The sequence below is a fragment of the Vibrio sp. CB1-5 genome (assembly GCF_059412285.1).
Genome location: NZ_JBJHPB010000027.1, coordinates 35,601 through 60,668, shown reverse-complemented (window position 1 = coordinate 60,668; position 25,068 = coordinate 35,601). Strand labels below are relative to the sequence as shown.

Annotated in this window: 24 protein-coding genes; 19 read left to right on the top strand and 5 right to left on the bottom strand. The window is 46.1% G+C overall.

Going from position 1 to position 25,068, the window contains the following annotated elements:
* The first annotated feature begins 22 nt into the window (after positions 1-22).
* From ACJB0T_RS17500 to ACJB0T_RS17490, 3 genes are all read left to right on the top strand, one after another.
* Positions 23-865, top strand: coding sequence for a phosphotransferase (locus ACJB0T_RS17500; protein WP_479290776.1), 843 nt, complete (start codon positions 23-25; stop codon positions 863-865).
* Positions 866-981: 116 nt separating this feature from the next.
* Positions 982-1,521 (top strand): alpha/beta hydrolase YcfP, encoded by a 540-nt coding sequence (gene ycfP / locus ACJB0T_RS17495; protein WP_479290775.1) that lies wholly within the window; start codon positions 982-984, stop codon positions 1,519-1,521.
* A gap of 391 nt (positions 1,522-1,912) precedes the next feature.
* Entirely contained in the window at positions 1,913-3,202 is a 1,290-nt protein-coding gene (locus tag ACJB0T_RS17490) for an NAD(P)/FAD-dependent oxidoreductase (protein ID WP_479290774.1), read from the top strand.
* Positions 3,203-3,285: 83 nt separating this feature from the next.
* On the opposite strand, the gene ACJB0T_RS17485 is transcribed toward ACJB0T_RS17490, so the two are convergent.
* A complete protein-coding gene (locus tag ACJB0T_RS17485) occupies positions 3,286-4,098 on the bottom strand; it encodes a DUF2989 domain-containing protein (RefSeq protein WP_479290773.1) in 813 nt (270 codons plus the stop codon).
* A gap of 141 nt (positions 4,099-4,239) precedes the next feature.
* Here ACJB0T_RS17485 and ACJB0T_RS17480 point away from each other — a divergent pair, with 141 nt between their 5' ends.
* Positions 4,240-4,521, top strand: coding sequence for a YeaC family protein (locus ACJB0T_RS17480; RefSeq protein WP_112460431.1), 282 nt, complete (start codon positions 4,240-4,242; stop codon positions 4,519-4,521).
* 106 nt (positions 4,522-4,627) lie between these two features.
* Here the strand turns inward: ACJB0T_RS17480 and ACJB0T_RS17475 are convergent, their stop codons facing one another.
* Positions 4,628-6,187 carry a SulP family inorganic anion transporter gene (locus ACJB0T_RS17475; RefSeq protein ID WP_479290772.1) on the bottom strand — a complete coding sequence of 520 codons (1,560 nt, stop codon included), beginning with the start codon at positions 6,185-6,187 and terminating at the stop codon, positions 4,628-4,630.
* 339 nt (positions 6,188-6,526) lie between these two features.
* Positions 6,527-9,514 carry a ribonuclease E gene (rne, locus tag ACJB0T_RS17470; protein WP_479290771.1) on the bottom strand — a complete coding sequence of 996 codons (2,988 nt, stop codon included), beginning with the start codon at positions 9,512-9,514 and terminating at the stop codon, positions 6,527-6,529.
* A 614-nt stretch (positions 9,515-10,128) separates the two neighbouring features.
* Here rne and rluC point away from each other — a divergent pair.
* The gene (rluC, locus tag ACJB0T_RS17465; RefSeq protein WP_479290770.1) at positions 10,129-11,076 is read left to right on the top strand and encodes a 23S rRNA pseudouridine(955/2504/2580) synthase RluC; all 948 of its coding nucleotides are present in this window, start codon (positions 10,129-10,131) and stop codon (positions 11,074-11,076) included.
* A 76-nt stretch (positions 11,077-11,152) separates the two neighbouring features.
* Here rluC and ACJB0T_RS17460 read toward each other — a convergent pair whose 3' ends face one another.
* Entirely contained in the window at positions 11,153-11,737 is a 585-nt protein-coding gene (locus ACJB0T_RS17460) for a Maf family protein (protein ID WP_479290769.1), read from the bottom strand.
* 135 nt (positions 11,738-11,872) lie between these two features.
* On the opposite strand from ACJB0T_RS17460, the gene yceD reads away from it, so the two are divergent.
* The 14 genes from yceD to ptsG all read left to right on the top strand — a co-directional run bounded on the left by yceD (position 11,873) and on the right by ptsG (position 24,350).
* Positions 11,873-12,400, top strand: a complete 528-nt coding sequence (gene yceD / locus ACJB0T_RS17455) for a 23S rRNA accumulation protein YceD (RefSeq protein ID WP_479290768.1) — start codon at positions 11,873-11,875, stop codon at positions 12,398-12,400.
* A 43-nt stretch (positions 12,401-12,443) separates the two neighbouring features.
* Complete coding sequence (rpmF, locus tag ACJB0T_RS17450) at positions 12,444-12,614, top strand: 50S ribosomal protein L32 (RefSeq protein ID WP_031493499.1); 171 nt, start codon at positions 12,444-12,446, stop codon at positions 12,612-12,614.
* A 9-nt stretch (positions 12,615-12,623) separates the two neighbouring features.
* Entirely contained in the window at positions 12,624-13,649 is a 1,026-nt protein-coding gene (gene plsX, locus ACJB0T_RS17445) for a phosphate acyltransferase PlsX (RefSeq protein WP_479290767.1), read from the top strand.
* A gap of 5 nt (positions 13,650-13,654) precedes the next feature.
* On the top strand, positions 13,655-14,605 hold the full coding sequence (locus tag ACJB0T_RS17440) for a beta-ketoacyl-ACP synthase III (protein ID WP_479290766.1): 951 nt from the start codon (positions 13,655-13,657) through the stop codon (positions 14,603-14,605).
* Positions 14,606-14,662: 57 nt separating this feature from the next.
* Entirely contained in the window at positions 14,663-15,586 is a 924-nt protein-coding gene (fabD, locus tag ACJB0T_RS17435; RefSeq protein WP_479290765.1) for an ACP S-malonyltransferase, read from the top strand.
* Between the two features lie 17 nt (positions 15,587-15,603).
* On the top strand, positions 15,604-16,338 hold the full coding sequence (gene fabG, locus ACJB0T_RS17430) for a 3-oxoacyl-ACP reductase FabG (protein ID WP_479292287.1): 735 nt from the start codon (positions 15,604-15,606) through the stop codon (positions 16,336-16,338).
* Between the two features lie 162 nt (positions 16,339-16,500).
* Entirely contained in the window at positions 16,501-16,734 is a 234-nt protein-coding gene (gene acpP, locus ACJB0T_RS17425; protein WP_004406112.1) for an acyl carrier protein, read from the top strand.
* A gap of 96 nt (positions 16,735-16,830) precedes the next feature.
* Positions 16,831-18,072, top strand: coding sequence for a beta-ketoacyl-ACP synthase II (gene fabF, locus ACJB0T_RS17420; RefSeq protein WP_112460437.1), 1,242 nt, complete (start codon positions 16,831-16,833; stop codon positions 18,070-18,072).
* 83 nt (positions 18,073-18,155) lie between these two features.
* Complete coding sequence (pabC, locus tag ACJB0T_RS17415) at positions 18,156-18,962, top strand: aminodeoxychorismate lyase (RefSeq protein WP_479290764.1); 807 nt, start codon at positions 18,156-18,158, stop codon at positions 18,960-18,962.
* Complete coding sequence (mltG, locus tag ACJB0T_RS17410) at positions 18,956-19,972, top strand: endolytic transglycosylase MltG (protein ID WP_479290763.1); 1,017 nt, start codon at positions 18,956-18,958, stop codon at positions 19,970-19,972. Before pabC ends, mltG begins: the two co-directional genes overlap by 7 nt.
* Positions 19,969-20,601 (top strand): dTMP kinase, encoded by a 633-nt coding sequence (tmk, locus tag ACJB0T_RS17405; RefSeq protein ID WP_479290762.1) that lies wholly within the window; start codon positions 19,969-19,971, stop codon positions 20,599-20,601. Before mltG ends, tmk begins: the two co-directional genes overlap by 4 nt.
* Before the next feature lie 8 nt (positions 20,602-20,609).
* The gene (gene holB / locus ACJB0T_RS17400; protein WP_479290761.1) at positions 20,610-21,563 is read left to right on the top strand and encodes a DNA polymerase III subunit delta'; all 954 of its coding nucleotides are present in this window, start codon (positions 20,610-20,612) and stop codon (positions 21,561-21,563) included.
* A 130-nt stretch (positions 21,564-21,693) separates the two neighbouring features.
* Positions 21,694-22,461, top strand: coding sequence for a TatD family hydrolase (locus ACJB0T_RS17395; RefSeq protein ID WP_479290760.1), 768 nt, complete (start codon positions 21,694-21,696; stop codon positions 22,459-22,461).
* Positions 22,462-22,916: 455 nt separating this feature from the next.
* Positions 22,917-24,350, top strand: coding sequence for a PTS glucose transporter subunit IIBC (gene ptsG, locus ACJB0T_RS17390; RefSeq protein WP_479290759.1), 1,434 nt, complete (start codon positions 22,917-22,919; stop codon positions 24,348-24,350).
* 97 nt (positions 24,351-24,447) lie between these two features.
* Here ptsG and ACJB0T_RS17385 read toward each other — a convergent pair whose 3' ends face one another.
* Positions 24,448-24,999 carry a GNAT family N-acetyltransferase gene (locus ACJB0T_RS17385; RefSeq protein ID WP_479290758.1) on the bottom strand — a complete coding sequence of 184 codons (552 nt, stop codon included), beginning with the start codon at positions 24,997-24,999 and terminating at the stop codon, positions 24,448-24,450.
* Positions 25,000-25,068 lie beyond the last annotated feature (69 nt).

The following is a 25,068-nucleotide window of genomic DNA, read 5'->3' as shown; positions in this document are numbered from 1 at the left end:
TGCCAAAATTAAAGAGTCAGTGATGCAGTCATGGAAACAGGCGCTGCTATCAGCGCCCAGTCTTGCGGTCATTCCCTCTCTGATTAATGAAGTGCCCCTCGGGGCACTTCCTCTTTCTGGAGGGTTAACGAATCGCTGTTGGCGCGTTCTTACCGCGAGTTATGGTTGGTTGGTCTGGCGAGCAGACAGTGAGCATTGCCAAGTGTTTGATATTGATCGGCGCAATGAAGCCAATGTGCTACTCAGCGTTGAAAGGCATGTTCCAGTCAATCGTGTCGTGACACAAGGTGACAAAGGCCTATTGGTTACTTGGCGTGAAGGAAAACCTATTCTGGATGATTATCCAGTCGATGCCTTATTGAATGAGTTAGCTAAGATCCACGAGATTAAACCGTCTCGGCCAGTACGCGATTTTGATCTCACCGCCAAACTTGATCACTACTGGTCCCACATTCACGATAGTGCCTTAAAAAGGCGATATAAGTCATTGTATGAGAAATACCGCCTCTCACCTAAGCTTCAGTGCAAAGACAACGTGCTTTGCCATTTCGATTTTGGTCGCCACAATCTACTGAGCGCCAACGATCAGCTTGTAGTGATAGATTGGGAATATGCGGCGATGGCTTCCCCGACACTCGACTTGGTCATGACATCGGATATGTTGGGGCTAGATTGTGAGACGGGACTTAATCTTTATCAGCAATATCGGTATATCGATAATGTAGATGAGTGGCTACATGATATGCGCAGTTGGCAGCCCCATACCGAAATAATGGCCATGCTTTGGTATGTACTTGCCGCCGAACAATGGAAAAATCCGGAGTTTTTGGTGACTGCTGAGCAAATTTATCAGCGAAATTGTTGAATAGATCACTGTTTATCAGTTCCATCGAAGCAAAACGCGTTTAACCCCTTTGAAGTTATGGCTTTCATGTTAGATTTAAGGAAAGCGTACCATTACAGGAATGATCGAGAGGTACTATGATTATCTATCTTCACGGCTTTGACTCAACAAGCCCAGGCAACCATGAAAAGGTGCTTCAGTTGCAATTCATCGACGAAGACGTGCGCTTCGTTAACTACAGCACGCTTCATCCTAAGCATGACATGCAGTTTCTTCTCAAAGAGGTCAACAAGCTAGTTCAAGAGTCTGCTGATTCCAATCCATTGATTTGTGGTGTTGGACTCGGTGGCTACTGGTCTGAACGCATTGGCTTTTTGTGTGGCATTAAGCAGGTTATTTTCAACCCAAACCTTCATCCAGAGACTAATATGCAAGGACGTATCGATCGTCCTGAAGAGTATGAAGACATCGCTACTAAGTGTGTGGAGAAGTTCCGTACCAAGAATGCGAAGCAATGTATGGTTGTCCTATCTCGTGAAGATGAGATTCGTGATAATCAGGAAACAGCTGATGCATTAAGCGACTATTACGACGTGACGTGGGATGAAACTCAGAGCCACAAGTTCAAGAAGATTTCTCAGCATTTGCAAGCGATGAAAGCTTTTAAAAATGCATGACATCTAAAGCATATTCCAGGTTTAGCCTGTAAACGGTCCTCAAAGTAGGGCCGTTTTTTGTTGTGTCGGCAATTGCTGCTTTAATCACCATTTAATTTACCAAGCAAAAATAATCCCACGGAATAGTTGCGGACATTGATTTGCTCTATATAATAAAACCGTTCTACAAAATTTGATAAATATCAAAAAAAATTGAGAGCAAGAATAAAACTTGCCCAAAGGTTGCGAAACTAGACGGTTTTGTGCCGATATGTGAAGTGAAACCAGATATGTAACGCGTTAGGGGCACTCTGTATTCGCTTAAGTTAACGCAGAATGACAAGAATTTTTGTGCTTGGACTTTGTCGGGGCACGTTCAATTTTTAAATTTTCACTTTTTAGGAGAGCCATTGTGACTAATATTGTCGTAGTAGGTGGTGGCGCAGGCGGATTAGAGCTTGCAACCAAATTAGGCCGTACATTGGGACGTAAAGGGCGCGCCAATATTACCCTAGTTGATCGTAAAGCCAGCCATTTATGGAAGCCATTGCTACACGAAGTAGCAACAGGATCCCTGGATGAAGGGGTGGACGCACTCAGCTATCGTGCGCATGCTAAAAACCATCATTTCGATTTCCAAATGGGCAGCCTTCAAGAGATTGACCGTGAAAACAAACACATCACGCTAAGTGAACTGAAGGATGAGCAGGGCGAGCTACTTATGCCTAGTCGTAATATCGATTATGACATCCTTGTGCTGGCGATTGGTTCAACCTCAAATGATTTCAACACTCCGGGTGTTCGTGATAACTGTATCTTCTTGGATAGCCCAGAGCAGGCACACCGTTTCCGTACTGAGATGAACAATGAGTTTTTGAAATTACATGCGAAAAACGGTCAGGGTACGGTAGATATTGCTATCGTTGGTGCGGGCGCAACGGGTGTTGAGCTCTCTGCTGAGTTGCACAATGCGGTTAAAGAACTACGTACATACGGATTTGGTGATCTGGATTCAAGCAAACTGAACGTGAACTTAGTAGAAGCGGGCGAACGCATTCTACCAGCACTTCCGCCACGTATCTCGGGTGCAGCGCACTCTGAGCTGACTAAACTTGGCGTGACAGTTCGCACAGCAACGATGGTGACGCAAGCGGATTCAACCGGTCTAACCACCAAAGATGGTGAACATATCCCAGCACAAATTATGGTGTGGGCTGCAGGTATTAAAGCGCCGGACTTCATGAAAGACATTGCCGGTCTTGAGACTAACCGTATCAACCAGCTAGTGGTAAAAGACACGCTGCAAACCACCCGTGATGACGATATTTTCGTTATTGGTGATCTTGCACAGTGTACTCAAGCAGATGGTAAGTTTGTTCCGCCACGAGCTCAAGCTGCTCACCAAATGGCGAGCTGCGCTTTTAGTAACATCGTAGCTAAACTAAACGACCGTGAGCTTAAGCCATATGTTTACAATGATCATGGTTCTTTGGTGTCGTTAAGCCGTTTTTCTACAGTGGGTAGCTTGATGGGTAACTTAACCAAGGGCTCGATGATGGTTGAGGGTAGAATTGCACGAGTGGTGTACATTTCGTTGTATCGTATGCACCAAATGGCGCTACATGGCATGCTAAAGACAGGTCTCATGATGTTGGTTGGTCGTATTAACCGTGTGTTGAGACCAAACCTAAAACTTCACTAATCTCTGCCATTGACGAGTTAGCAAAAGCCCCAATCAAGTTTACTTGGTTGGGGCTTTTTACTATCCATTTCTAGAGGTTTTTTTTACAAGGCGAGGCTAGGTATGTAATCACCATCTTTAATCGCTTTAGTGACAATGTCAGCTTGCTTTTGCAATCGCTCATAGCCGTCGTCGCTTAGATTGAACATCAATCGCAGTTCATTCTCTGATGCGATAGGAATATCAAAATTAGTTGCCACCATTGCCCATAGGTAAGATTGCTCGGGTAGGTTGAGGCTCTGTGTGACGCTAGCGAGTGCTTGAATTACATCATTGTTAACTGTGCTGATGTCCAGGGACAACTCCAGCGAGCGATTGAGTAACTGATAAGTCTTCGTCTTGTCGCGCGATATATAATATGTCGCTAAAGCGTACTGAAGCTGTGGGGTGTCCAGTTGAGGAGAGCCTTCCATTGCAAGAAAGCGCCGCCTTGCAGTGTGGTCACCAGTTTCACTCCAAAGAAAATACAAGGTTTCGGGAGAGGTAGTGTCACTGAGCGAATGAGTGACTCTCGCCTGCTCATTTATTGTAAACATGAGTGCATCGAATCGCCGTGCTTTGAGATTGGCTTGTGCAATAGGCTGTATTTGTGAAGCAAGCTCTAGACACTTACGGTACTCCTTGAGTAAATAGTAGTCTTTGACTGAATTTACCTCTGTGGGCTCACTTAGCATGTCGTATCGATGCCAAATAAGATTGGTTCTTGGGAGCCGGCACTGGCCATCCGACGTATTCATAACTGCACAGTTCAATGCGGGTTCTTGTTCGCACAATTGATCCGTATTCTTGCGAGTTTCAAAACAACCGGTTAAAAGGGACGCGCTTAAAAGAACGAGCAAAAAGTGGGGTAAATTCATGTTACTACTTGTGATCAAATACACTGATTTATCTAGCTAAACTTGACTCAGTGTATCATCACGTTATGGTTCGAGTAATGAATTAACCTCTCAGAACCGCAAAATTGCGGAGCTGTTATCTTTAGAGCAAGAAGGTTTATTATGGATGTAGAGCAATTATTGGCTGCAATGACGCCAGATGTATATGAACGGCTACTTTACGCCACGGAAACGGGTCGCTGGCCAGAGGGGAGTCGTCTGTCTGAGGAACAACGCTCCTCTTGTATGCAGGCCGTCATGTTGTATCAGTCAAAGCACAATGTTGACCCGCAACATATGTCAGTCGCTGCTGGTGGGGACATTACCTTCAAAAGTAAAGCTGAGTTGAAAAACCAGTTTGCTGACAATTCTAATGAAATAGCACGAGTGAAAGTCGCTCAATAAGAATGAGCGTTAGTACTGTCAAACTATAGTCAGTAAAGTACAGTTAATTGGCAAATTACAGATAGCAAAAAGGGGTGTCACCACCCCTTTTTGTCGTGCCTGCTGATTAACCAGCAAGTACATCCGTTGCAACTTTATAGCTTGGATCTTCTTTCACGTTGATCTCCACTAAGCTACCTGCCTTATCGAGTAGTTTGCGGCAATCTGGGCTTAGGTGGCGCAGGTGTAGGGTTTTGCCTACAGCTGAATAGCGTTCAGCCAGCGTCTCAATCGCTTCAATTGCTGAGTGGTCAGTCACTCGTGAGTTAGCGAAGTCGACGATAACATCCTGAGGATCGTTTGGTGCATCGAACAGCTCTAGGAAGTTAGCGGCAGAACCAAAGAAAATCGGACCATTCACCATGTACTCTTTTGAGCCTTCTTCGTTTATGCGGCTGCTGGCATAAATGTGTTTCGCGTGTTCCCAAGCAAACATAAGTGCAGATACCACTACACCCACAGCAACAGCGACAGCAAGGTCAGTCATAACAGTGACCACAGTCACTAGTACGATGACAAAGAAGTCTTGCTTAGGCACACGGCGTGCAAGTTTGAATGTTGCCCATTCGAAGGTGCCAATTACTACCATGAACATCACACCTACAAGCGCAGCAAGCGGGATCATTTCAATCAGTGCTGCGGCGAACAGAATGAACATCAGTAGCGCAACCGCTGCAACGATGCCTGATAGACGACCACGACCACCTGAGTTGACGTTAATCATCGACTGACCGATCATCGCACAACCACCCATTGCACCGAATACGGAACATGTTACGTTTGCTAGACCTTGACCCACACATTCACGGTTTGATTGACCACGAGTATTGGTCATTTCATCCAAAACGGTAAGTGTCAGCAGTGACTCGATAAGGCCAATAGCCGCTAGGATGATCGCGTAAGGAAGAATAATCTGCAGCGTTTCCCACGTTAGTGGTACCGCTGGGATTGAGAAGGTTGGAAGTGAACCAGCTAGAGTTGCGGCTTCATCACCAGACATTGAGCGCAAGAAATCAACAACCGTACGCGTATCAAGACCTAAGCCTTGAACCAGCAGAGTCACTGTCACAATCGCAACGAGAGAAGAAGGTACCGCTGTCGTGATTTTTGGTAGGAAGTGGATGATACCCATCGTCAGTGCCACTAAGCCTAGCATTAGCATCATTTGGTCTTGTGGTAGCCAAGTGAGTGCTCCAGATAAGTCTGGCGCTTTAAACTGACCAAGCTGAGCAAGGAAGATAACAATAGCGAGACCGTTAACGAAGCCGATCATCACTGGATGCGGCACTATACGGATAAACTTACCGAGTTTGAAAAGGCCGGCACTGATTTGCAGCAAACCAGCAAGCATGATGGCTGCAAAGAGGTATTGGACACCGTGAGTCGCAACCAAGCTAACCATGACCACAGCCATCGCGCCTGTTGCACCGGAAATCATACCCGGGCGGCCACCAAAGATAGAGGTGACCAAACCAACGATAAACGCAGCGTAAAGGCCAACCATAGGGTCAACACCAGCTACGAAGGCAAACGCCACCGCTTCTGGTACCAGTGCTAGAGCCACTGTAAGACCTGACAAAACGTCATTCTTTACAGAGTGTTTAGAAAACTGTGGGAATTCAAACATGAAATTAATCGTACTTATGTTGTTGGGTTAACATCCATTTCATCCAGCACACATTCGACATTTAAACTGTTTCAACTGTATTAACAGCGAGCAAAAAAGAGTAAGTGAGCGTCGTGAGCTATGAGCCTTGACTCATAGGTGGGGTGCATTACTAATGAAATAATCAAAGTCGGGCATGCTACCTAATTGTCTCCAGAAGTTCAATATTGAAACAAATTGTTATGCAGAAATAGTGTCGAGATTAGGGAGCGCCGAATAATAAACTAGGTGATCTCGAGAATAAAAAAGGGCTACCCATTGGTAGCCCCTTCGTTGTTGTCAATTTCTAACCGCTATGGGTTAGTAATTTGGTTTGGTCATCGCAGCTGAGGCAGAGTTAGTCGCAACTTGACTACCTGCGCCTTTTGGCTGGTAACGTTCTGCTTTAGCAGGTGCTGCGTTGATGATGATATCACCAAGCTCTTGCTTGCCTTCCGCTTTCGCCATTGGTGCACTTGCGTGACCTTTAAACGTTGCTTTCGCAGTAGCCGCTTCTTTTGGCTCCGCAGGCTCTTCTACTGAAGGAGCCACAGCTTCGGTTGCAGGTTCTACAGAAACTTCAGCTTCAGCAACGGGTGCTGGAGTGCTTTCTGGAGTCGCATCAACAGCTTTAGGCGTTTCTGCGATTACTGGTTCAGCAACTACTGGTGCTTCAGTTGTTACAGATTCAACGATTGCAGTTTCGACAGGCTCAGTTACAGCTTTTGGCATTTCAACAGACTCTAGTGCAACAACTGGCTCTGGCTTGCGCATAACGATGACTTTACCCATCGCCATTTCTGGCATTGCCATGCCTGTTACTGCTACAACTGGCGTTTCAACGACTTCCGCTTGAGGCTTCGCTTTCGGTTTTGGTTTCACAATACCGTAGCTTGGCATCACTTTACCCATTGCCATCTCTGGTGATGAAACACCACCTTTGCGTAGGCGGAATGGGTTCGGGCGACGATCACGACCGCGACGACGGCGTTGACCACTTGCACGCAAGTGACGTGGTGAACGACGGTTACGACGTTGCTTACCTTCCTCTTTAGCACTTGCTTCATTTGACGCTTCTGGAGCTTGAGGTTTCTCTACCGGAGCTTGAGCGACAACTGCTGCTTCTTGTTGCGTTTCGAGCTCTTCTTGCTTCGCGTTTTGATCTTTCACGCGAACTTGCTTAGTGAGTTTACGACGCTGACGACGCTCTTTCACTTTCGCTGTTTTTTCTTCCGCACGAGGAGTTTTCTTCTCAGCTTGAACGTCAGCAGCAATTTGCTTGCCTTGTTCTTCTACCTTCGAGTTGTTAGCGGCTTCGTCACGTTTCTTATTGCGACGATCTTGCTGCTTGTTACGACGGTTTTGAGGTTTGCGCGGCTCTTGTGCGTTGCTTTGCGTTTCTTTTTCTTCATCGCGGTCGCGGTTAGGCTTGTTACGACGATTCTTGTTGCGATCGTTGTCACGAGTCTCTTTGTTGTTACGACGACGCTGATCGTTATTGCGGTTACGGCGCGAACGATTATTGCGATTCTTGTTGTTATCTTCTTTCTTCTCTGGCTCTTTCTTTTCAGGCTCTGGAGACGCAAATAGTGAACTAATAGCAGAAAGAATACGTGAGAACAGACCCGGTTTCTCAACCTTTGGCTCAACCGCAGGTTTCTTCTCTGGCGCTTTAGGAGCTGGAGTTGGAGCGCTTTGCGTTGGAGTTGCGAAGCCTTGCAGTGCAGGTTGTTCTACTTTACGTGGCTTAACCTCTGACTCGCCAGCTTCTTTTGCTTCTGCTTCACGCAGAGCTTCAAGCTTCTTAGGTAGTAGGTAAGACAATAGATCTTGCTCTTCGCCTTCACGAACACGGATCACCTCAAAGTGCGGTGTTTCCATGTCTGAATCAGGAACGATAGTGATCTTCACTTCTTGAACACGCTCGATGTGGTTAATTGAGCGGCGCTTCTCATTGAGTAGATAAGAGGCGATAGGCACAGGAACAATCGCTAAAGCCTGCGATGTGTTGTCCTTAAGCGCTTCTTCTTCAATCAGACGCAATACAGAAAGTGCAAGTGATTCGTTGTCACGAACGACACCAGTACCGCTACAACGCGGACAGATGTGGTGGCTCGCTTCAGCCAACGATGGGCTTAGACGCTGGCGCGACATTTCTAGTAGGCCAAAGCGAGAGATACGACCGATTTGAACGCGAGCACGGTCAATACGAACCGCTTCGCGTAGACGGTTTTCAACTTCACGTTGGTGACGAACTGGCGTCATATCAATGAAGTCGATAACCACTAGACCGCCTAGGTCACGAAGACGCAATTGACGTGCAATTTCATCTGCTGCTTCTAGGTTGGTATTCAGTGCCGTCTCTTCGATATCGCTGCCTTTGGTTGCGCGCGCTGAGTTGATATCGATAGAGGTAAGTGCCTCTGTTGGGTCGATAACAATTGAACCACCTGAAGGTAGGCGCACTTCGCGTTGGAATGCAGATTCGATTTGGCTTTCAATTTGGTAGTGGCTGAACAATGGTATTTCGCTGTCGTACTTTTTAACACGATTAACGAAGTCTGGGCGTACCAATTGGATATGCTGGCGAGCACGCTCATAGATAGTGTTGCTATCAATAAGGATTTCACCGATATCGCGACGTAGATAGTCACGCAGAGCGCGCACAATCACGTTACTTTCTTGGTGGATCAAAAATGGTGCAGGGTTTTGGTCTGCAGCACCTTTGATGTTTTCCCAGTTGTTCAGTAGGAAACGTAAGTCCCACTCAAGTTCCTCTGCACTCTTACCAACGCCTGCAGTACGGACAATAAGACCCATACCTTGTGGCAGTTCAAGAGTACTCAGTGCAGCTTTTAGTTCAGTACGCTCTTCACCTTCGATGCGACGAGAAATACCGCCGGCGCGAGGGTTGTTTGGCATTAGAACTAAGTAGCTACCTGCTAGAGAGATGTACGTTGTCAGAGCAGCGCCTTTGCTGCCACGCTCTTCTTTTTCAACTTGCACGATCACTTCTTGGCCTTCGCTCAATACATCTTTGATGCTTGGGCGACCTTGATAGGTATAACCTTCTGGGAAGTATTCTTTTGCAATTTCTTTAAGAGGGAGGAAACCGTGGCGTTCGGCACCGTAGTCAACGAAAGCGGCCTCTAGGCTAGGCTCAACTCGAGTGATACGTCCTTTGTAGATATTTGCTTTTTTTGACTCATGACCAGGACTTTCGATATCAAGATCGAAAAGCTTTTGGCCGTCAACCAAAGCAACACGCAACTCTTCTTTTTGAGTTGCGTTAATTAACATTCTTTTCATTACAGAAATTCTCGTTGTATTTTCTTTGTTTTCATCATTGCTCTTGTCACAGGTTTCGTAACTCGCGGTGCCTGATCCCATGGCTTTATTTAATGCAGCCTCCCGGCTGGAAGGGATGCTCGTGGGCACTACAGTCATCACACAAGGCTGAGGCTGTGTGATCCGCGTATCTAGCGGTATTACTCAAACACGAGTACGTGAGTAGGCGACAAGGAAGACTTAGCTATCAACGTCTTATGCCAGTTGCTGCGTTTCAATACTAAGCGGTCTACTCAAGATATAATTGCTCAAGGATAATAGCGATAAATGGTAAATCGATTCTAATTACCCAGTGCAGCTGTGAACTATAGCAGCGCAACGAATTATCAGCAATCAGCTTTAGTGTAAACCACAGAAAAAAACCAAGATTTTGCGCGCTCTGTACGGTTAATGTACTGATTTTAATCGCCAAAATTAGAAGGTTGTGAAATTGGCTCTAATCCTGGTTAAAATTTATCCACAACTTGTCCAGCCACTACTACTTCGTCGGTTTTGGCACAGTTCACAAGTTTCCGAATTGGATAGGGAAATAGAAAGCGTTCTTTTCTTGATACTTTGAGTGTTATAATAGCGAAATGAGTGAAATTAGAACAAAAGTCCAATTCGTCGATATCGATGACGATATGGCTGGTCAACGCATTGATAACTTTTTGCGTAACCAACTTAAGAACATCCCTAAAAGTGTTGTGTATCGAATCGTGCGCAAGGGCGAAGTGCGGGTCAACAAAAAGCGCGTTAAGGCTGAGTACAAATTGCAACCGGGTGATTTGGTTCGTATCCCGCCTGTTACGTTGGAAGAAAAAGAGCAAGAAGCGCCTCTCAATACCAACCTAAATCGTGTTGCTGAGCTGGAATCTCAGATCATCTATGAAGATGATCACATGCTGATCCTTAATAAACCTTCTGGACTGGCCGTTCACGGTGGCAGCGGCTTAAAGTTTGGCGCTATCGAAGCGTTGCGCGCGTTGCGACCACAGGCTCGTTTTCTTGAACTGGTACACCGAATCGACCGCGACACGTCTGGTATTTTATTGGTGGCGAAAAAACGCTCTGCGCTGCGCCATCTTCAAGCTCAGTTCCGTGAGAAGACGGTACAGAAGTATTACTATGCTTTGGTGATGGGCAAGTGGAAGCCAAGCTGTAAGGTCGTCAAAGCGCCACTTCTTAAAAATGAAGTGAACAGCATTGTTAGAGTGAACCCTAACGGTAAGTCATCAGAAACGCGATTCAAAGTACTGACGGCTTTTGAGCAAGCGACGTTAATTCAGGCAAGTCCGATTACTGGGCGTACTCACCAAATACGTGTTCATACACAATATACAGGTCACCCCATTGCGTGGGACGACCGTTACGGTGATCGCCGCTTTGATGCGTACACTGCCAAAGCAGGGTTGGATCGTTTGTTCCTGCATGCTGCGAATATTATTTTCACCCATCCAGGTAAAGAAGAGCGAATGGAAATCCACGCCGAAATGGAGCCTAAGCTTCAAAAGGTGTTGGATAAGCTTAAGACGATGTCTTGAGGTTAGTTTGTTTCATTGATGAGCGAAGCCGAGTTGGCTTCGCTTTTCTGAGCTCTGAGATAAATTAGCGCTGAAACTATCCTAAAGGTGAGAACCCATGTTCATCGAGCATACTCACTAAATCGATTAAGGGCAGACCCACCAATGTGTTGGGATCTTTTCCTTCTAACGCGCTAAATAGGCTAATGCCAAGTCCTTCGCTTTTGAAACTGCCGGCACAGTAATAAGGTTGCTCAAGATCAACGTAACGCTCAATCTGCGCCCGGCTAAGTGTTCTAAAAGTCACATCGAAGGTATCGACAGTGACGTTACACTCACCGGAGTTGGTATTGACAACAGCGAGGCCGGTGAAGAAACGGATGGTTTTGCCACTTTGCTGGCTAAGCTGGGCAATCGCTGTTTCGCGATTTAGCGGTTTACCGATAATTTGGCCGTCGATAACACAGACTTGGTCACTGCCAATAACGAGCGCGTTGGACTCGTTTTGCAGTGCACGTGCTTTTTGTTCAGCCAGACGTTGAACCAGCTGCATGGCTGACTCATCAGAATGGGCGGTTTCATCAACTTGCGGAGCAATGGCCTCAAAGGGTAGACCTAGCTTTGCCAATAGCTCGGCACGATACGGAGAAGTTGAGGCTAAAATGAGTCTTATGGATTTCATTTTCGGTTCAGTTTTTCTATCATAATTGCAGTTTCTAGACATATTGATAGATTCTTAATCTGTAGGCAAAAAAAGTACAACTTTTTCGCCTTTTTCTTTGACTAAATCCGTTTTGGAAGATAATATTCGCGCCCTATGCAAAAGGTAAAAATACCGCGAAGTGTTGACCCGGGTAAGACGGCACAAAAAAGACTCGACTATGATGGCATCATCCAAGTTAGCCTTTTTAAGCGTTTGCACGAGTCAGTTAGTAGCGTAAAACGCGATGCTGAAGTGACATTGTCCTTTGGGCATGATGAACAGCGACTTGTTGTTATCTCTGGTAAAGCTAACATCGAAGTTGATTTGGAATGTCAGCGTTGTAATGAGATTTTCACACACTTGTGTGAAGTCCAATTCACTTATACTCCTTATTACAGTGAGAAGAGTGAAGAGGAAGCACCGGAAGATTATGATTTGGTAGATCTTAATGAGTACGGTGAGGTCGATCTCATACAACTAGTTGAAGACGAGTTCATCTTAAACCTGCCTCAAGTCGCAATGCACGATACAGCAGACTGTAGCGTTGACTCAAACAACATGGTGTTTGGAGATATTCCGGAAGAGGTTCCAGAAGAAAAGCCAAATCCATTTGATGTTTTAAAGAGCTTAAAGCGTGAGTAACAAAGTTACTGACGTTTAAATTACTAACATAGGAGTAGGGTCCATGGCCGTACAAAAAAGCAAGAAGTCACGTTCTATGCGTGGCATGCGTCGTTCACATGATGCGCTAACTTCAGCTGCACTATCTGTAGACGCAACTTCAGGTGAAACTCACCTACGTCACAATGTGACTGCTGACGGTTACTACCGTGGCAAAAAGGTTATCAACAAGTAAGGTTGACCTTTGCATAATATAACCGTTGCACTTGATGCAATGGGCGGGGACTTCGGTCCTTCCGTAACAGTGCCTGCCGCCGTGCAGGCACTGTCGCATTTCCCAGAGCTAAAAGTGGTGCTTGTCGGCGACGCGCCGTCAATAAACACGCAACTCAAACAGTTAGGTTACCAATGCAGCCCTCGTCTTGAGGTGATGCATAGTGACCGAGTCATTTCGAATTCCGAAAAGCCGTCCTTCGCCTTAAGAAACAGTCACGATACATCGATGCGTATTGCCCTTGATTTGGTTGAATCAGAGCATGCAGATGCGTGTGTTAGTGGGGGGAATACTGGCGCTTTAATGGCGTTGTCACGCTATCGCCTCAAACTTCTTCCCGGTATTGATAGACCAGCCCTTGTTTCAGCGCTGCCAACCAAATCCGGTGCAAAAACCTGGATGTTAGACTTAGGCGCAAACGCGTCGGTTGACGCAGACTCTTTATTCCAATTTGCCGTTATGGGCAGTGCACTTGCACAGCAGCATTTAGGACGTAGCCCTCGTGTTGCCATTCTCAATATTGGTGCCGAAGAAATTAAGGGTAATGATCTGGTTAAACGTTGCTCAGAAATGCTGACACAATGCCCATCCATTAACTATATTGGATTCGTCGAAGGCAACGAGTTACTGAGCGATTGTGCCGATGTTATTGTTTGCGATGGATTTGTTGGTAACACCACACTGAAAGCTTGCGAAGGAACTGCACAGTTTGTCTTGGGCAAACTCAAAGCCAAATTAGCCACGTCAACTATCAAGGGATGGTTGGCCAGACTACTGTTTTCTGACATGTTAAGTGAAGTAAAAGCACTGAACCCCGACCAGTATAACGGGGCAAGTTTGTTAGGATTGCGCGGCATTGTCATAAAAAGCCACGGAAGCGCTGATATTTCGGCGCTTGTTAATGCGATAGGCGAAGCGGTTCACGAGGTTAAGCGCCAAGTGCCAAACCAAATAAGCGATCGTCTAGAAGCAGTGTTACTCGAGAGGCAGTATTAGTCTTCATGTATAGCAAAATTTTAGGTACGGGCAGCTACCTGCCATCTCAGATCCGCACCAATGCCGATCTAGAGAAAATGGTAGACACAACAGATGAATGGATTGTCACTCGCACAGGAATTAAAGAGCGTCGCATTGCCGCCGAAGACGAAACCGTCGCGGATATGGGCTATGAAGCGTCGCTAAAAGCGATTGAAATGGCAGGTATCGATAAAAACGATATCGATCTGATCATTGTTGCCACAACAAGCAGCAGCCACGCGTTTCCGTCGTCTGCGTGTCAAGTTCAAGCAAAACTTGGTATTCAAGGTTGCCCTGCATTCGATATGGCGGCAGCATGTACTGGCTTTGTTTATGCGTTGTCAGTGGCCGATCAGCATATCCGCTCAGGTATGTGTAAAAACGTATTGGTGATCGGTTCAGATTGTCTATCAAAAACTGTTGAAGAGATTGATCGCTCTACTATTATTTTGTTTGGCGATGCTGCGGGCGCCGTGGTTCTTGGCGCAAGCGAAGAGCCAGGAATTATCTCGACACATCTTTATGCAGATGGCCGCTTTGGCGATTTGCTTAGCCTTGAAATGCCAGTACGTGGTGGTGAGCTAGATAAATGGCTTAACATGTCAGGCAACGAAGTCTTTAAGGTAGCGGTAACCCAGCTATCTAAATTGGTGAAAGACACACTGGCAGCCAATGGGATGAGTAAAGACGATCTCGACTGGCTAGTGCCTCATCAAGCGAACTATCGAATTATTGCCGCGACAGCGAAGAAACTTGGCATGTCGATGGATCAAGTTGTACTGACACTTGATCGTCACGGTAACACGTCAGCCGCTACGGTACCGACCGCACTCGATGAAGCCGTGCGTGATGGCCGAATTAAGCGTGGACAAAACCTGTTGTTAGAAGCGTTTGGTGGTGGATTTACTTGGGGTTCGGCGCTCGTACGCTTCTAACTCCGCCCAAACCAAACGGTATAAAAGTCATAGATTGCGTTGTTTAAGGAAATAACGATGAGTAATTTTGCAATCGTGTTCCCAGGTCAGGGTTCACAAACAGTTGGCATGCTTGCAGAGCTAGGCGAGCAACATGAGATCGTGAAAGCGACATTTGCAGAAGCATCAGATGCACTAGGTTACGACCTTTGGGCACTGGTTCAAAATGGTCCTGTTGAAGATCTTAATCAGACACACCGTACACAGCCAGCATTGCTCGCTTCTTCTGTTGCAATTTGGCGTGTATGGCAAGAGCAAGGTCTTGCTCAGCCAGCACTGGTTGCAGGCCACAGCTTAGGTGAATACTCTGCGCTAGTTTGTGCAGGTGTTATTGATTTCAAAGAAGCCATTAAGCTTGTTGAGCTACGCGGTCAGCTAATGCAAGAAGCCGTACCAGCAGGTGTTGGCGCTATGTACGCAATCATCGGTCTAGATGATGAATCTATTGCTAAAGCGTGTGAAGAAGCAACGCAAGGTGAAGTGGTTTCTCCAGTCAACTTCAACTCACCAGGTCAAGTTGTCATTGCCGGTAACAAAGCGGCAGTTGAGCGTGCAGGTGCATTGTGTAAAGAAGCAGGTGCGAAACGTGCGCTTCCTCTTCCTGTGTCGGTGCCTTCTCACTGTGCGCTGATGAAACCAGCAGCAGAGAAGCTAGCCGTTGCTCTAGAGGCGATTGAATTCAACGCGCCATCTGTTCCAGTTATCAACAACGTTGATGTGGCAGCAGAGACTGATCCTGCAAAAATTAAAGACGCACTTGTACGTCAGCTACACAGCCCAGTTCGCTGGACTGAAGGTGTAGAGAAGATGAGCGAGCAAGGTGTAGAGAAACTGCTAGAACTTGGTCCAGGTAAAGTTCTAACCGGTCTAACTAAGCGTATCGTGAAGACATTGAGTGCTGCAGCAGTCAACGACGCTGCGTCACTTGAAGCTGCAAAATAAAAAGGAATCCAATAATGATGAACCTTGAAGGCAAAATTGCCCTAGTAACAGGTGCAAGCCGTGGTATTGGTCGCTCAATCGCTGAGCTACTGGTAGAGCGCGGTGCAAAGGTAATTGGTACAGCTACGTCAGAGAACGGCGCAGCAGCAATCAGCGAATATCTAGGTGAGAATGGCAAAGGTCTAGCACTTAACGTGACAGATACCGACTCAATCGAAGCCGTTCTAAAGCAAATTAACGAAGAATTCGGTGCTATCGACATTCTAGTTAACAACGCTGGTATCACTCGTGACAACCTTCTTATGCGTATGAAGGACGATGAGTGGACGGATATCATGGACACTAACCTAACGTCTATCTTCCGCCTATCTAAAGCCGTTCTACGTGGCATGATGAAGAAACGTCAAGGCCGTATTATCAACGTAGGCTCTGTTGTGGGTACTATGGGTAACGCAGGTCAAACAAACTACGCAGCGGCAAAAGCAGGCGTTATCGGCTTTACCAAGTCTATGGCACGTGAAGTGGCTTCACGTGGTGTAACAGTAAACACAGTTGCACCTGGTTTTATTGAAACAGACATGACAAAAGCACTGAATGATGAGCAACGAGCTGCTACACTAGCGAACGTACCTGCTGGCCGTTTGGGTGACCCTCGTGAAATCGCTTCAGCTGTTGCATTTCTTGCATCGCCAGAAGCGGCATACATCACAGGTGAGACTCTTCACGTAAATGGTGGCATGTACATGGTTTGATCTGTGCAACATTTGTGCATGATTTAAGTCAAAAATGTGCTGAATTTCGGTTAAATTCGCTAAAATTGTGGTTTGACCAGCAAGGACCCCCTTGCAACTTTCAACAGTTCGAATAAACTACGGAAACATCGCATAGAGCGAAATCTGTAAAGGAAAATTAAAATGAGCAACATCGAAGAACGCGTAAAGAAAATCATTGTTGAACAGCTAGGTGTAGACGAAGCAGAAGTTAAAAACGAAGCTTCTTTCGTTGACGATCTAGGTGCTGACTCTCTAGACACAGTTGAGCTAGTAATGGCTCTAGAAGAGGAATTCGACACTGAGATTCCTGACGAAGAAGCTGAGAAGATCACTACTGTTCAAGCTGCTATCGACTACGTAAACAGCGCTCAGTAATATCTCTTTCTAGGCGGCCACCATGGCCGCCTGTGTTTTTTTAAAACGTCTTCTATCCTTTCAAAATAGAATCACAAATATCCCGGAGAAAAAATCGTGTCCAAGCGTCGTGTTGTTGTCACTGGCATGGGTATGTTGTCACCGGTAGGCAACACCGTAGAATCTTCATGGAAAGCCCTTCTTGAGGGCAAGAGTGGTATCGTAAATATTGAACATTTCGATACAACCGATTTCTCAACTCGTTTCGCAGGCTTAGTTAAAGACTTTGACGGCAGTGAGTACGTGTCTAAAAAAGATGCTAAGAAAATGGATTTGTTTATCCAGTACGGCATCGTGGCAGGTATGCACGCTCTTAAAGACTCTGGTCTAGAAGTCACACCAGAAAACCAGCACCGTATCGGTGTTGCGATTGGTTCTGGTATTGGCGGTCTTGACCTCATCGAAGCGGGACATCAAGCGTTGGTATCGAAAGGCCCTCGTCGCGTAAGTCCTTTCTTTGTTCCTTCGACTATTGTAAACATGGTTGCTGGCCAACTTTCTATTCTTGCTGGGTTACGTGGTCCTAACATCGCTATTTCAACAGCGTGTACTACAGGTTTGCATAACATCGGCCATGCAGCGCGCATGATCGCATACGGCGATGCGGAAGCTATGGTTGCGGGCGGTTCTGAGAAGGCGTCTACACCACTAGGTATGGCTGGCTTTGGTGCCGCTAAAGCGTTGTCGACTCGTAACGATGAGCCACAAAAAGCATCACGTCCTTGGGATGTGGATCGCGACGGTTTCGTACTAGGTGATGGCGCGGGTATGATCGTACTGGAAGAGTACGAGCACGCGAAAGCACGTGGTGCTAAGATCTACGCAGAGCTTGTTGGCTTTGGTATGAGCGGTGACGCTTACCACATGACATCTCCAAGCGAAGATGGTTCTGGTGGCGCACTAGCAATGGAAGCGGCACTTCGTGATGCAGGTCTTACTGGCGAACAAATTGGCTATGTAAACGCACACGGTACGTCAACACCTGCGGGTGACGTGGCTGAAATCAAAGGCATTAAACGTGCACTTGGTGAAGAAGGCTCGAAGAAAGTATTGGTATCGTCAACAAAATCAATGACAGGTCACCTTCTTGGTGCTGCGGGTTCTGCTGAGGCGATCATCACGATCATGTCTTTGGTTGACCAAATCGTGCCACCAACGATTAACCTAGATAATCCAGACCCAGAGATCGATGTGGACCTAGTCCCACATACTGCGCGCAAAGTGGAAATGGAATACGCACTGTGTAACTCGTTCGGTTTTGGCGGTACAAACGGCTCACTTATCTTTAAAAAGATGTAAACTCTACTCACTGAGATAAGAGACTTGTATTTAAACGGCTTGATGCTTAGCATTGAGCCGTTTTGTTATTTTAAGGGAACAGTATGCATTGGCGCGATGGTCAGCCTATCGAAAGGATTTCGGTAAGTGACAGAAGTTTTCAATACGGTGACGGCTGCTTTACAACGATCTTGACGCGAGATGGCAAACTTCAGCTGTGGGCGCAGCACGTGAAGCGTATGGAACAGGCGCTCGAAGCATTGCGTATTGCTCCCGTAGATTGGAACACCTTACGTGACGATATTGAAAGCCGAGCGCTGCCTGATCCACAAGCAGGCATCAAGCTGCACGTCAGTCGAGGAGAAGGTGGTCGAGGCTACAGCGCCAAGGTTAATCATGGTCCCTTTGTCACGGTAAGCTGCTTTGAATATCCGGGGAAATATAACGAACTCCGACAAAATGGTGTCGAACTGACGGTTTCAAACGTGGTGTTAGGGCACAGTCCATTATTGGCGGGCTTGAAACACAATAACCGACTCGAACAAATTCTAGCGAAATCTAATGTAGAAGATGCTGGCTATATGGATGGCATCGTCCTCGATTTGGGAGCGAATGTCATTGAAACCACAATGGCAAATCTGTTTTGGGTTAAGTCTCAGCAAGTGTTTACTCCCGATCTTTCGCTTGCGGGTGTTTCCGGTGTTATGCGCGAACAAGTGCTTGAAGCGATGAACTCGCTAGGCTATACCGTGACTATTGGTCAATTTGGTCTAGAGACTCTTTTAGAGGCTGATGAGGTTTTCGTTACCAATTGTATTCTAGGGGTTGCGCCCGTCATTAAAATTAGGGAAGTTGAGTTTTTAAGAGGCTCACTAACAAAACAGATCCAGGAGAAGTTAAGTCTGTGCTAAAGAAGTTTGTATTACTCGTCATCGTGTTATGTGCGATAGCTGCTGGCGGCTTTGTATATGTAAAGAACAGTGTTGAGACATTTATTACGCAACCGCTCAATATCGAACAACCGGAGTTGGTGACGATTCAGCGTGGGAATAGCCTCAATACAATAATAGGTAAATTCGTCAGCAATCAATGGATCGAACCAACAGACTTCGAGCCATTGATTCGTCGCTTCTATCCAGAGCTCACTCAGATTAAAGTCGGCACTTTTGAGCTTAAACCTGGTATGAATTTCGAGCAGGCCATAAGTGAAATTATCCATGGGCAGGAGTATCAACTCGCTATTACCTTTATCGAAGGCTCAACGTTCAAAGAGTGGCGCCAGCAATTCGAAACTGCTGAGCATTTAGAGCATGTGACAGAGGAAATGACAGAGGCTGAAATTGCCAAGGTTTTAGGTATTGAACATGAAAAGCTTGAAGGCTTATTCCTTGCAGAGACGTATCATTATTCGGTTGGTGATAGTGATCTGGATATCTTAAAACGTGCTAACAGCAAGCTTGAAAAAATACTCAATGCGAGCTGGGAGCAGAAACAAGAGAAACTGCCGTTAAAAAATCAGTACGAAGCGCTAATTTTAGCCTCAATCATTGAAAAAGAGACCTCGGTTCCGTCTGAGCGTGAACGTGTCGCATCAGTGTTCGTCAACCGTTTGAACAAAGGCATGCGTCTTCAAACTGACCCAACCGTCATTTACGGCATGGGCGACAGATACGATGGCAATATTCGTAAGAAAGATCTTCGCGAACGTACGCCTTACAATACCTATGTTATCAATGGGCTGCCACCAACGCCGATTGCAATGCCAGGTAAAGCGTCTATCATGGCGGCAGTGAATCCTGAAGACAGCAACTACCTCTATTTTGTTGCCAGTGGCACGGGTGGCCATGTGTTTTCAAAGAATCTACGCGACCACAATCGCGCGGTTCAACAGTATTTAAAACAGTTAAGAAGTCGAAAATGATTCAAGGTAAATTCATAGTTATTGAGGGCCTCGAAGGCGCTGGTAAAAGCTCTGCGATCAACGTCCTGAGCGAAGAACTAAAGGCAGCAGGCATTGAACACATTGAGAACACTCGCGAGCCGGGTGGTACCGTGCTGGCGGAAAAAATGCGTGCTTTGGTGAAAGAAGAACAGGCCGGTGAGGCGCTGCAAGATCGCTCAGAGTTACTCTTGATGTATGCCGCTCGTATTCAACTTGTAGAAATCGTCATTAAGCCAGCGCTGGAAAAGGGCGCATGGGTGGTTGGGGATCGTCATGATCTATCTTCACAGGCGTATCAAGGCGGTGGTCGTCAAATTGATGCAGACATCATGTCGTCGCTCAAACAGATCGCTTTGGGAAGTTTCAAGCCTGACTTTACTTTGTATTTGGACATTGAGCCACGCCTTGGTCTTGAGCGCGCTCGTGGACGTGGTGAATTGGATCGCATCGAAAAAATGGACATCAGCTTTTTTGAGCGTACGCGTAAACGATACTTGAATCTAGCGAGTGAGGATTCGAGCATTGTGACGATTGATGCCAGTCAAGAGATCGATTCGGTTCAAGCGGATATTCGCCAAGCGGTAAGAGCTTGGTTAGCACAGCAGTAGGGAAGGTTATGCAGGCGTATCCTTGGCAAACGGCGACTTGGAAGCAGCTCAAATCCAATCTAGAGCGAGCGCACATTCCAGGCGCGATGCTATTACAAGCGCGACTAGGCTTAGCTCCTCAAGCATTGATAGATCGCTATGTAAGTGGTTTGATGTGTGAAAACGATGCCTCTGAGCCATGTGGATTTTGCCATGCTTGTAGCTTAGTAGGTTCGGAGTCTCATCCTGACGTGCATGTGGTGCTGCCAGAAAAGGATAAGAAGACACTTTCTGTTGAGCAGATCCGCCAAGCTAATAAGTGGGCGCTGGAGTCCTCCCAGTTTGGGGGCTATCGTGTGATTGTGGTTCCTCAGGCCGAACGAATGAATGCCTCTGCGGCCAATGCGTTGCTGAAGACGCTCGAAGAACCGCCTAGCGCCTGTTTGTTTATCCTCTCAACGGATAATACGCAACGTTTGTTACCAACGATAAGAAGTCGCTGTGAAGTCTGGCAAATTGCTGCACCGACACAACAGGTGGCTTGCGAATGGGTAGGGCAGCAACTCAACAAAAAGGTATCACCTCGGGTTGCTTATCTATGTCAGAGTGAGCCTTTAGTGATGAAAGCTTTCCTTGAAGAAAATCATGAGAAAGTTTTCGATGGTTTACTTGAGTCATTTATCCAAGTAGTAACGAATGCTCAAACGGAGGTGTCGTCTTTGACCACTAATTTGGTAAAGAGTGATGTTGCTGTCGATGTTCAGCTCTCTTGGCTGTGGCTTGTGTTGGCGAGTGCACAGAAACATGCGCTCGGTGTCAATGATGACACGATAACTGCAGAGGCGAAGCAGTTAGCAGCACACTTCGACTATCAGACCTTGTTCCAACAAGCACAGGCGCTGGCTGAGCTCAAATATCAGCTTTCGGCATCTAGTGGTCTAAATATCGAACTCATGGTCACTAACTGGTTATATCGTTTTTAGTTCGTTAATTTTCGTCTCGTTCTAACCTTGAACATGGTTTTGGTCTACTCTATCTGAGAGACCAAGACCGCTAAACAGCATATCACCTCAGTTTTCCTCCAATTTTTCATAGTTAATTAAGTAAATTATTATGTTTGTAGATTCACATTGTCATCTTGATAAACTCAACTACGATGAGTTGCACGATGGTATTCAGGACGTACTCAATAAAGCCAAAGCCGCGAACGTAGAACAGCTTTTGTCCGTTGGCGTTACGTTGGACTCTTTTCCTGCAATGATGGAGCTGATCAAGCCCTATCCGCAAATTAAGGCATCTTGTGGCGTTCATCCTTTAGATGTTGAAAGTGACTTCTGTTTGGAGCAGTTTAAGCGTTATGTGGCGGACAAACGTGTTGTGGCAGTTGGTGAAACCGGTTTGGATTATCATTACCAACCTGAGACTGCAGAGCTTCAGAAACGTCGCTTTGAGCAGCAAGTCGAAGTCGCGGTTGACGTGAACAAACCACTCATCATTCATACTCGTAATGCGCGCCAAGATACCCTAGATATTCTAAGAAATGGACATGCGGAGCGTTGTGGCGGTGTGATTCATTGCTTTACGGAAGACTTGCCTTTTGCGCAAGCTGCGATGGAACTGGGTTTTTACATCTCGATTTCGGGAATTGTTACCTTCAGACAGGCGAAAGAGCTCAAAGAAGTAGTGAGACAATTGCCGTTAGAACGTCTGCTCATTGAAACGGATTCACCTTACCTTGCTCCTATTCCACACCGCGGAAAAGAGAACCAACCAGCCTATGTTGTCGAAGTTGCCGCTTACATTGCGCAGCTAAAAGGGGTGTCATTGTCTGAGGTTGCTGAAAAAACCACCAAAAATTATCACAATCTTTTTTTGAGATAGGAAATAACAATTTTGGCACATGTGCTCATTAAGTGCGCAATTTTCACCTTTTTTGTCGAAAAAAATTGAAAAGTTCAAATAAACTTAATGTTAACGATTTCTGTTGAGAAAAAAGAGGTGATTCTGCACAAACTGTAATTATGTTACGTAAAATAACTTAGAAGCCTATTTTATTCACTCAGTGAAATTAATTGATATAAATATAATATACATATATATCAATTGCTTGAGGTGGTTGAAAACCATTACACAAGCCGATTCGAAACGTGATCCATACGTAGTTTTGAAACTAAATTTCGTAAGTGTGTAGAAACCTTGAGTGCCATCAAGATATATTTAGAGGCAGAAAATATAATTCGAATCGTGGTTACATTTTCTATGGGTGCTAACATTTAGGCTACGGGGGTGTGCCGTTAGAGCCCATAAATACTAATAACTTTATCAGGAGCATAAACATGTTTAAGAACCTTTTTGCTAACCTGCAAAAAGTTGGTAAGTCTCTGATGCTACCAGTATCAGTGCTACCAGTTGCAGGTATTCTACTTGGGGTAGGTGCTGCCAACCTTGGCTTTATTCCAGATGTGGTTTCTAACCTTATGGAACAAGCTGGTGGCTCAGTATTCGGCCAAATGGCGTTGCTATTCGCTGTAGGTGTAGCACTTGGCTTCACTAACAACGACGGTGTTGCAGGTCTAGCTGCTATCGTTGGTTACGGCATCATGACTGCAACGCTTAGCGTTATGGCTGGTGTTATGGGCGTTGAGAAAATCGATACAGGTGTACTAGGTGGTATCCTTGTCGGTGGTGTTGCTGCTTGGGCATTCAACCGTTTCTTCAAAATCCAACTTCCAGAGTACCTTGGCTTCTTCGCTGGTAAGCGTGCTGTGCCAATCATCACTGGTTTCACTGCGATTGCACTAGGTATCATCCTATCTATCGTATGGCCACCAATCGGTGCTGCTATCGGTGCATTCTCTCACTGGGCTGCAGAGCAAAACCCACAACTAGCATTCGGTATCTACGGTGTTGTTGAGCGTTCTCTAATCCCATTCGGTCTACACCACGTTTGGAACGTACCATTCTTCTTCGAAGCAGGTACTTGTGTTAACGCTGCAGGCGAAACTCAAAACGGCGTACTAACTTGTTACCTAGTTGCAGACGAAGCGTCTCGTGCTGCTGGTAATGGCTTCGGTCAGCTAGCGGGTGGTTACATGTTCAAGATGTTCGGTCTACCAGCTGCTGCAATCGCTATTGCACACTGTGCTAAGCCTGAGAACCGCGCGAAAGTTATGGGTATCATGGCTTCTGCTGCTCTAACATCGTTCCTAACAGGTATCACTGAGCCAATCGAATTCTCGTTCCTATTCGTAGCTCCAGTACTATACGGAATTCACGCTCTACTAGCTGGTTCTGCATACGTTGTTGCAAACACTCTAGGTTTTGTACACGGTACTTCATTCTCACACGGTCTAATCGACTTCCTAGTTCTGTCTGGTAACTCTCAGAAGCTTGGCCTGATGATCGGTGTTGGTCTAGTATACGCAGCAATCTACTACTTCGTATTCCGCACAGTAATCACTGCAATGGACCTTAAGACTCCAGGTCGTGAAGACGAAACTGAAGAAGCAGGTGCAGCAGTTTCTGGTAACGAAATGGCTGGTGAACTCGTTGCAGCGTTTGGCGGTAAAGCTAACATCACTGGTCTAGATGCATGTATCACACGTCTACGTGTTGCTGTAGCAGACACTGAAATCGTTGACCAAGACAAGCTTAAGAAACTTGGTGCAGCAGGTGTAGTTGTAGTATCTGGTGGTGTTCAAGCTATCTTCGGTACTAAGTCTGACAACCTGAAAACAGACATGGATGAGTGGATTCGTAACCACGGCTAATCAGCTCAATCCAAATTGAACGAAAAAAGGAAGCGCAAGCTTCCTTTTTTTTGTTTCGAATCTGACCAATAAAATAAGACCCTAATTGAAGTTAGCTCTATGTCCTGCGGGTGTTTGGCGTAATAGAGTAGACCATTCCTGTTTTCGGTTTGCCGTTAAAGATGTAGCGATTCTGCGCGATACATTCGAAGGTGGCACCCAAACGCTCCGCAAGGTTGTGACTAGGCGAGTTGTCCGGGTCACAGACAATCTCTAAGCGAGTAAGGAGTAGGTGAGCAAAGGCGAATTCAATAATCGCGTCCATCGCTTCTAGAGCGTAGCCTCGATGTTGCGCCGAATCCTTGAGCCAGTAGCCTAGGCTTCCCATGTTGAAGGTATGATAAAATTCATTGAATGCGGCCATACCGAGAAACTCTTCACTATCGCGGTCAAACAAAGCAAAGCCAAATGCCGACGCTTTTACCCAATTGAGCCGTGTGGCACTGATAAATTCGAGTGCTTCTTCTTCGGTGTAATTTGAGTGGCACCAATCAATCCACTGATGTAGTGACGGTGAGGTTTGGATCGCTTTTGCAAACTGTAGTGCATGTTCTGGTGTTAGCAGGCGTAAGCATAAGCGCTTGGTGTATATAGTGTAATTGACGTTCATAGACAGAGTATAAACGTTTATGCGAGTGAGTTCACAGCTCGGTTAGCTTTTTGAGAGTTGGGGAAATCA

What these genes read in the sequence shown, in the direction of transcription:
- rpmF (WP_031493499.1), top strand. Translation starts at nt 12,444, where the DNA reads ATGGCCGTACAAAAAAGCAAGAAGTCACGTTCTATGCGTGGCATGCGT.
- fabD (WP_479290765.1), top strand. Translation starts at nt 14,663, where the DNA reads ATGAGTAATTTTGCAATCGTGTTCCCAGGTCAGGGTTCACAAACAGTT.
- ACJB0T_RS17480 (WP_112460431.1), top strand. Translation starts at nt 4,240, where the DNA reads ATGGATGTAGAGCAATTATTGGCTGCAATGACGCCAGATGTATATGAA.
- ACJB0T_RS17485 (WP_479290773.1), bottom strand. Translation starts at nt 4,098, where the DNA reads ATGAATTTACCCCACTTTTTGCTCGTTCTTTTAAGCGCGTCCCTTTTA.
- ACJB0T_RS17385 (WP_479290758.1), bottom strand. Translation starts at nt 24,999, where the DNA reads ATGAACGTCAATTACACTATATACACCAAGCGCTTATGCTTACGCCTG.
- ycfP (WP_479290775.1), top strand. Translation starts at nt 982, where the DNA reads ATGATTATCTATCTTCACGGCTTTGACTCAACAAGCCCAGGCAACCAT.
- ACJB0T_RS17500 (WP_479290776.1), top strand. Translation starts at nt 23, where the DNA reads ATGCAGTCATGGAAACAGGCGCTGCTATCAGCGCCCAGTCTTGCGGTC.
- rne (WP_479290771.1), bottom strand. Translation starts at nt 9,514, where the DNA reads ATGAAAAGAATGTTAATTAACGCAACTCAAAAAGAAGAGTTGCGTGTT.
- ACJB0T_RS17395 (WP_479290760.1), top strand. Translation starts at nt 21,694, where the DNA reads ATGTTTGTAGATTCACATTGTCATCTTGATAAACTCAACTACGATGAG.
- acpP (WP_004406112.1), top strand. Translation starts at nt 16,501, where the DNA reads ATGAGCAACATCGAAGAACGCGTAAAGAAAATCATTGTTGAACAGCTA.
- ptsG (WP_479290759.1), top strand. Translation starts at nt 22,917, where the DNA reads ATGTTTAAGAACCTTTTTGCTAACCTGCAAAAAGTTGGTAAGTCTCTG.
- rluC (WP_479290770.1), top strand. Translation starts at nt 10,129, where the DNA reads ATGAGTGAAATTAGAACAAAAGTCCAATTCGTCGATATCGATGACGAT.
- tmk (WP_479290762.1), top strand. Translation starts at nt 19,969, where the DNA reads ATGATTCAAGGTAAATTCATAGTTATTGAGGGCCTCGAAGGCGCTGGT.
- ACJB0T_RS17440 (WP_479290766.1), top strand. Translation starts at nt 13,655, where the DNA reads ATGTATAGCAAAATTTTAGGTACGGGCAGCTACCTGCCATCTCAGATC.
- yceD (WP_479290768.1), top strand. Translation starts at nt 11,873, where the DNA reads ATGCAAAAGGTAAAAATACCGCGAAGTGTTGACCCGGGTAAGACGGCA.
- holB (WP_479290761.1), top strand. Translation starts at nt 20,610, where the DNA reads ATGCAGGCGTATCCTTGGCAAACGGCGACTTGGAAGCAGCTCAAATCC.
- ACJB0T_RS17460 (WP_479290769.1), bottom strand. Translation starts at nt 11,737, where the DNA reads ATGAAATCCATAAGACTCATTTTAGCCTCAACTTCTCCGTATCGTGCC.
- pabC (WP_479290764.1), top strand. Translation starts at nt 18,156, where the DNA reads ATGCATTGGCGCGATGGTCAGCCTATCGAAAGGATTTCGGTAAGTGAC.
- fabG (WP_479292287.1), top strand. Translation starts at nt 15,604, where the DNA reads ATGAACCTTGAAGGCAAAATTGCCCTAGTAACAGGTGCAAGCCGTGGT.
- ACJB0T_RS17475 (WP_479290772.1), bottom strand. Translation starts at nt 6,187, where the DNA reads ATGTTTGAATTCCCACAGTTTTCTAAACACTCTGTAAAGAATGACGTT.